Origin of the sequence: Microbacterium enclense, assembly GCF_004022425.1 — a bacterium.
Classification (GTDB): domain Bacteria; phylum Actinomycetota; class Actinomycetes; order Actinomycetales; family Microbacteriaceae; genus Microbacterium; species Microbacterium enclense_A.
In genome coordinates this window covers 1-6,436 of sequence record NZ_RBZY01000096.1, presented here as the reverse complement: position 1 = coordinate 6,436, position 6,436 = coordinate 1, and the positions used below count along the sequence as shown (strand labels likewise).

At 65.1% G+C, this 6,436-nt stretch carries 5 protein-coding genes and 2 pseudogenes; 4 read left to right on the top strand and 3 right to left on the bottom strand.

Annotated elements, in window-relative coordinates; genetic code table 11:
* Nucleotides 1-102 precede the first annotated feature (102 nt).
* Nucleotides 103-414 carry a putative quinol monooxygenase gene (locus D8Y23_RS15885; protein WP_108320575.1) on the bottom strand — a complete coding sequence of 104 codons (312 nt, stop codon included), beginning with the start codon at nt 412-414 and terminating at the stop codon, nt 103-105.
* 107 nt (nt 415-521) lie between these two features.
* Between D8Y23_RS15885 and D8Y23_RS15880 the strand changes: the two genes are divergently transcribed.
* Nucleotides 522-1,463 carry a GlxA family transcriptional regulator gene (locus D8Y23_RS15880; RefSeq protein WP_108320574.1) on the top strand — a complete coding sequence of 314 codons (942 nt, stop codon included), beginning with the start codon at nt 522-524 and terminating at the stop codon, nt 1,461-1,463.
* Between the two features lie 762 nt (nt 1,464-2,225).
* Nucleotides 2,226-2,956: pseudogene (locus tag D8Y23_RS15875) on the top strand (IS5 family transposase); the annotation flags it as partial.
* Nucleotides 2,957-2,960: 4 nt separating this feature from the next.
* Here the strand turns inward: D8Y23_RS15875 and hxlA are convergent.
* Nucleotides 2,961-3,584, bottom strand: coding sequence for a 3-hexulose-6-phosphate synthase (hxlA, locus tag D8Y23_RS15870; protein ID WP_108320573.1), 624 nt, complete (start codon nt 3,582-3,584; stop codon nt 2,961-2,963).
* A gap of 28 nt (nt 3,585-3,612) precedes the next feature.
* On the bottom strand, nt 3,613-4,191 hold the full coding sequence (gene hxlB / locus D8Y23_RS15865; protein WP_108320572.1) for a 6-phospho-3-hexuloisomerase: 579 nt from the start codon (nt 4,189-4,191) through the stop codon (nt 3,613-3,615).
* A gap of 205 nt (nt 4,192-4,396) precedes the next feature.
* Between hxlB and D8Y23_RS15860 the strand changes: the two genes are divergently transcribed.
* Both D8Y23_RS15860 and D8Y23_RS15855 read left to right on the top strand, forming a co-directional pair.
* Entirely contained in the window at nt 4,397-5,116 is a 720-nt protein-coding gene (locus tag D8Y23_RS15860) for a helix-turn-helix transcriptional regulator (protein ID WP_108320587.1), read from the top strand.
* A 96-nt stretch (nt 5,117-5,212) separates the two neighbouring features.
* Nucleotides 5,213-6,436, top strand: a pseudogene (locus D8Y23_RS15855) (excinuclease ABC subunit A); the annotation flags it as partial.

The following is a 6,436-nucleotide window of genomic DNA, read 5'->3' as shown; positions in this document are numbered from 1 at the left end:
TTTGTGGCTCGAGCCGCTCCAGAGCCGCCCGTTGGTTTGCCTGTTGAGTTTGTGACCGACAGCGCTCGTGTTGTGTTCGCGTTGCGGACGTGCGTGGGCGGACTACGGGAGCTTGGACGCGAGGACGTCGGCCGCCATGATCTCGGGTGCTGCGCTGAGGAGGTGCTGATTGTCCGTCAGGGCTGCGACGATGGCGCCGTTGGCGTGGGCGTCGCGAGCGGCCTCGTCGGGGAATGCATCGAAGATCCAGAAGGTGTCGGCGTGGGTCCTGACCGCGAACCAGACAATCGTTCCTACCTCTTCGTTGGCGAGTGCGACAGCGCTGGCGAGCAGATCGGCGAGCGCGTCGTGCTGTCCATCGGCCGCGACGATCTTGGCGACGAAGGCATACGGAAGTGATGCGGGTGTGGACATGAGGGACTCTCCTTGAAATCGGGGTTCTTCGTAGGACGAGTTCAGCGTATGACGAGCGAGGGCCGGTAGGGAATGGCGTATACGGCAGTATTGCTATTGTTTACGTCATGCGTATCGGACTGATCGCGATCGACGGCTGCTTCGGTTCGGCTATCGCGTCGATCATCGACATCGTGCGGGTGGCCGACGGAGCTCGCGGCGATGTCGACCCGCGGATCGACCCGATCGAACTCGCCATCCTCGGACCGAAACGGCGAGTGACCACGACGGCATCGATGACCCTGTCGGTGGACCACCCGCTGTCGGAGTCCGGAGAGTTCGACGTGGTCGTCGTCCCTGCGCTTGGAACCCTCACGGCCGCCGCTACCAACGACGCCCTCCAGAGCCGAGATGCTCGTTCGGTCATCGCCTCGCTCGGGCGCCTCGACGAGGCGACCACCCGGATCGCCGCGGCGTGCACCGGCGTGTTCGCTGTCGCCGAGACCGGACGGATGCATCATCGGCGGGCCACGACCAGCTGGTTCCTGGGGCCGGAGTTCCTGAAGCGCTATCCGACCGTCGCCCTCGATCTCGACACCATGGTCGTGGCCGACGGGAACCTCGTCACCGCCGGCGCCGCCTTCGCCCACATCGACCTCGCGCTCTCACTCGTGCGATCGATCAGCCCCGACCTGGCCCAACATGTCGCCAAGCTTCTCCTCATCGACGAGCGCCCGTCGCAGGCGGCCTTCGTCGCCTACGAACATCTCCGGCACGAGGACCCGATCGTCGTCGAGTTCGAACGCTTCGTGCGCGCCCGCCTGGACGAACCGTTCAACGTCGCCGTCGTCGCGCAGTCGCTCGGCACCAGCCGGCGCACCCTCGAACGACGAGTCCGTGCGGCGCTCAACCTCACTCCGCTCGGCTTCGTCCAACGGCTTCGCATCGAACGAGCTCGGCACCTTTCAGCAACCACGGACCTCACCTCCGCCGAGATCGCGCTACGGGTCGGCTACGCGAACGTCGAGACTCTGCGCTCCCTCCTGCGTAGGGAGCGACGCCGTTCCTGACCTATCGCCATGCCTGTAGCCGGTGTGCTAGTGCTCGACTGGAACCACCTCTCAGCACGTCGCGTCGACGCTCCCGCGTCGCCCGTGGACGACCCACCTCGACACGCCCGCAGCACAGGCCATGTGACGTGTCCCGGCTTCGCGGACGGTCGGGGTTGGGTGGCTGTGATGTCGCTGCGTTCTCGTCGAAAGGATCGGCAGACCCGATCAGAGCCGATTGGGATAAGACGCGAAGGCGGTCAGGTCAGGGCGGCCGAAGCCGATCCTCGGGAAACCTCTGCTTGACCACACTACGAATTTCGGTCCCGCGTCTCAGGACAGCGTGTCGACGGATTCACAGGTACCCGGAGTGAACGCCCGTCACGAGACCAGAGGAGTCCGCTTGGGCCCTTCGCGCGGTGGAGCGAAGCGAACGACGACGCGCCCTCAAGCCGGTCCCTCGCCGTGTACGCCTACCGCGATTGACCGCGAGCGATCCGGCTGGCTTCGGGATGCACGTATACCTCGCACGATGAAGATGTACGCATAGGTGCGCTATCTTCAACATCCTCGGACAGCTCGGAACAGAACTGTTGGAATCCTCTAATCCACGACGAGGCACCGGAAACGAACGATTCCGCTACAACTGTCCGAACCGGCGCTCCGCCAGAGCGCGAAGCGGCGTGTCTTGTGCCGGAACCCAGTCCCGGATTCTACGTGCCGCCACTACTCCAGCTGGTCGAGTTTCGCCACGTTCTCCTCATGGGTCACCTCCCGGCGGGACTGTTCGGGCCGTGGCAGACCGTGTGGAACTGGCATCACCGCATGGCCACGGAAGGCACGTGGGTCGCGGTGCTCGCGGCGCTGACCGCCGTCGCGGACGAGGCGGGGCTGGTGGATTGGTCGCTGTCGGTGGATTCCACCGATCGCTCTTGCGCATCAGCACGCGACGAACACGAAGCGCCTGACAGGGGGCCGGATCGAATCACACGAATCGGGACGTCGAGCCGCCTGGCCAGGCGGTCGGCCGCTCCCGCGGCGGCCTGTCGACGACGATCCACTAGCTCGTCGATGGCAACGGCCTCCCGCTGGTCGCGTTGCTGACAGCGGGGCAGGCCGGCGACTCGCCGATGTTCCTGCCGCTGATGGGGCACCGACCTGTCGCTCGTCTCGTCGGCCACCCCCGCACCCGACCCGACGCGGTCCGGGGCGATAAGGCGTACGTATCCCGCGCGATGCCGCGGGCACCTGCGCGCCCGCGGCATCAAGGCCGCGATCCCCGAACCGTCCGACCAGCAAGGCCACCGCAAGCGCTGCCGGTCGCGCGGCGGACGATCCGTCAGGTTCGATGTCGCCGACTACAAGGGCCGTAACGTCATCGAACGCTGCTACCGCCACCTCAAGTAATGGCGTGGACTCGCCACCCGCTACGACAAGCATGCGATCGTCTATCGCGCTGCAGTGATCTCAACGCCGTCATCGCCTGGACCCGGCGTCTGTCAGACACGCCCTAGGTCGTCAGACGATGGCTGCGCGGAGTTCCGCGGCGGCAGCACCGACATCGGGAGCGCCGTAGATCGCGCCTCCCGCCACAGCCACCTGCGCACCAGATTCCTGCACCGAAGCGATCGTCGAGCTATTGATGCCGCCTGCGACTGAGAACGGCACGCCCGAAGCTTTGCCGTCCTCGAGCAGGGTGGCAAAGGTGAAGCCCTCTTCGGCCTGCTCGTCGAGGCCTGCGTGCATTTCGACGAACTCTGCTCCAAGTGCAACGACCTCTTTCGCACGCTGCGCCTTGTCGCTGACGCCGATGAGATCGACGACAACGCCCTTACCGTGCTTCTTCGCCGCCTTCACGGCACCGGCGATCGTGCTGTCACCGGCACTACCGAGGACCGTCACGAGATCGGCACCCGCAGTGAAGGCAATGTCAGCCTCGAGCTCGCCGGCATCCATCGTCTTGAGGTCGGCGAAGACGACCTTGTCGGGGTGGGCCTTCTTGATCGCGGTGATCGCCGAAAGGCCAGCACTCTTGATAAGCGGGGTACCGAGCTCGAGGATGTCGACGTGCGGCGCGGCGGCAGCAGCGAGTTCGAGGGCGGCCTCGGTGGAGAGGGTGTCCATGGCAAACTGCAGTTTCATTTGGATTCCTTTCGTGCAGTGGTTTGAGTCATTCGAGATTTGCGTGGCGAGGCCAGAGCTCATCAGCGGTCAAGCCGGAGCGGCGCCAGAGTGTGTGGAAAAGCGCGTCGCCGAGGACAACGACCAATTGCTCGAAGAGACTGCCCGCATACTGCTCAGATGCCGCTCCAGAGCGATCAAGCTTGTCTGCTGCCGGCACGACTACCGTGACGGCTGCCAGCGTTGCGAGCGGAGAGTCGGGGACTGTTGTAATAGCCGCCACCCGGGCGCCAGCATCGACGGCAGTCTGTGCCGCGCGCACGATGCCGCCCGTCGTTCCGGAACCGCTGGCAGCGAGGAGCAAGTCACCTGGTTCGATCGCAGGAGCGGTGACCTCCCCGACGACGTGGACGGCTAGACCAAGATGCATGAGTCGCATCGCGGTCATTCGCAGCGCGAGCCCCGATCGGCCTGCACCCAGCACGAAGACTCGCGGAGCAGCGCCGACGATATCCGCGAGCTCCGCCAATCCCGCCCGGTCGCGAGCGATCAGTCTGTCTGTGGCGAGTTCGAGTTCGCGGGCGATGCGGCTGAGCGAGTTACCCACACCGGTTTCGAGGACATCCATCGCCCTATCATCACGGCCGTCAGCCACGTTGGCTCCCCCGCAAAGGAGCAGGTCCACCTACCCGTAGGCATGGGCCTACCTGAGTGGATAGGTTGTCACCGTGGACTTTACCGAACTGTCGTCGCCCGCGTCACGTCAGCATGTCGCCGACCACGCCCGAATCGTCGCCGAGCATGCTGACCGGCAGGCGATCACGCTTGAATCTATGCTCGCGCTTCTGCGATCGCCCCGCCTCGATGACCGCGCAGCACGCAACATGGCGATCGAGGCGGCAACGAGCGCCTTAATCGGGCTGCGCGCTGTTACCGATCAGGAACGCAGCAGCATCCTCGAACCCGTCGTCGGTGCGTTCGCCCGACTGCAGAGCGACCTCCTCCCACTCGTCCGGTTCGGCGATCTCGACGTGCAGTTCGTTGAGCCGCCCGCGACCGGTCGGGCACTCCCAGGAGAGGTCGCGCACGCGGCGCGCGCCATCGTCCGCAGCTCGGTGCTCGCACTCGCGGATCGCAGCCAGGCTCGGCGGGTGCGCATCCAGTGGGACTGCGACGGCCTAAATCTCCTGATCAGCATCCGAGATGACGGGGCCGGCGAACTTTCCGCACACGACGACTCGATCCGCCCAATCGTCGAACGCGTCACAGCCCTCGACGGCGCGATTGCGGTCTCCTCAACACCCGGCTGGGGGTCCTCAGTCGACATCCGGCTTCCCCTCGATCCGCCGGCGGAACCCGGGCCACTTCCGGAATTCTCACAACTCTCCATACGCGAACGAGATGTGTTACGGCTTCTCGTATCGGGAGCGCGCAATGCCGAAATCGCGGAAGAGCTCCTCATCTCCGTCAACACGGTGAAGTTCCATGTGTCGAACCTTCTCCGGAAGATCGGCGCGCGCAATCGGGCGCAGCTTATTGCAACGTCGAGATGATTCCCACCAGCGGTCACCCGTGGTCTAACCCGACACCGATCGGAGCGAAAACGACGACACACAGCAAAGCTGCTCACAGGTCAGTACGATCCGGTCATGACTTCGTCTGATTCTTCACCCGCCGCCGACGCGCTGGTTCGGGTCTCGGGTGCTCGGGAGCACAACCTGCGGAATGTGGACCTCTCCGTTCCGCGGGATTCGCTAGTGGTGTTCACGGGTGTGTCGGGTTCCGGGAAGTCATCGTTGGCGTTTGGGACGCTGTACGCGGAGTCGCAGCGACGGTATCTGGAGTCGGTGGCGCCGTACGCTCGCCGTCTGATCGATCAGGCGGGCGTTCCCGATGTGGACTCCATCACCGGGATGCCGCCGGCCGTGGCGTTGCAGCAGCAGCGTGGAGGACGCAGTGCCCGGTCCACGGTGGGAAGCATCACCACGGTGTCCAGTCTCGTGCGGATGCTGTACTCCCGCGCCGGGGACTATCCGGATGGGCAGCCGATGCTCTACGCGGAGGATTTTTCTGCGAACACGGTGCAGGGGGCCTGCCCGGAGTGTCACGGCATTGGTCGTGTCTACGCGGTGCCCGAGGAGCGGATGGTGCCGGATCCGTCGCTCACGATCCGGGAGCGCGCGATCGCGTCCTGGCCGACGGCATGGCACGGACACCAGCTCCGCGACGTGTTAGTGGCCCTCGGCTATGACGTTGACGTGCCATGGAAAGATCTGCCACGAAAAGACCGGGACTGGATCCTTTACACGGATGAGACCCCGTTCGTTCCGGTCCACTCCCGGTTGACGCTTGCTGAGGCTCGCGCCGCGACCAAGGCCGGGGTCGAGCCGAGCTATTCGGGCACCTTCGTCGGAGCCCGCCGGTATGTGTTGGACACATTCGCGAACTCGAAGAGCGCGTCGATGAAGCGCCGCGTCGCGCAGTACCTCGACGCTGCCCTATGCCCGGTTTGTCACGGGAAGCGGCTGAAGCCTGAAGCGCTCTCGGTCACGTTCGAGGGCCTGGACATCGCGGAGTTCTCGCAGTTGCCGCTTCGAGAGCTTGCTGACATGCTCTCCGACGTTGTTGCGGGAGCGCAACAGGCCGAGACCGTTCCGAATGGTGCTGTGCTTCATGCCAATTCCCGTCGCGCAGCCACGGAGCAGCGCATCGCCGCCGGAGGGTCCGCGCACGCCGCCGCATCCGATGTGCGCCGCACCGCAAACCGTTCGCCGGAGAAGCGCGCCGCTGCGTCCAGGCTCGCTTCCGGGCTGATCGAGCGACTCCGCCCACTGACCGATCTTGGCCTCGGGTATCTGTCGTTAAGTCGAACC

Coding starts and splice junctions, on each gene's coding strand:
- D8Y23_RS15885 (WP_108320575.1), bottom strand. CDS start 414: ATGTCCACACCCGCATCACTTCCGTATGCCTTCGTCGCCAAGATCGTC.
- D8Y23_RS15880 (WP_108320574.1), top strand. CDS start 522: ATGCGTATCGGACTGATCGCGATCGACGGCTGCTTCGGTTCGGCTATC.
- hxlA (WP_108320573.1), bottom strand. CDS start 3,584: ATGAAACTGCAGTTTGCCATGGACACCCTCTCCACCGAGGCCGCCCTC.
- hxlB (WP_108320572.1), bottom strand. CDS start 4,191: ATGGATGTCCTCGAAACCGGTGTGGGTAACTCGCTCAGCCGCATCGCC.
- D8Y23_RS15860 (WP_108320587.1), top strand. CDS start 4,397: ATGCTCGCGCTTCTGCGATCGCCCCGCCTCGATGACCGCGCAGCACGC.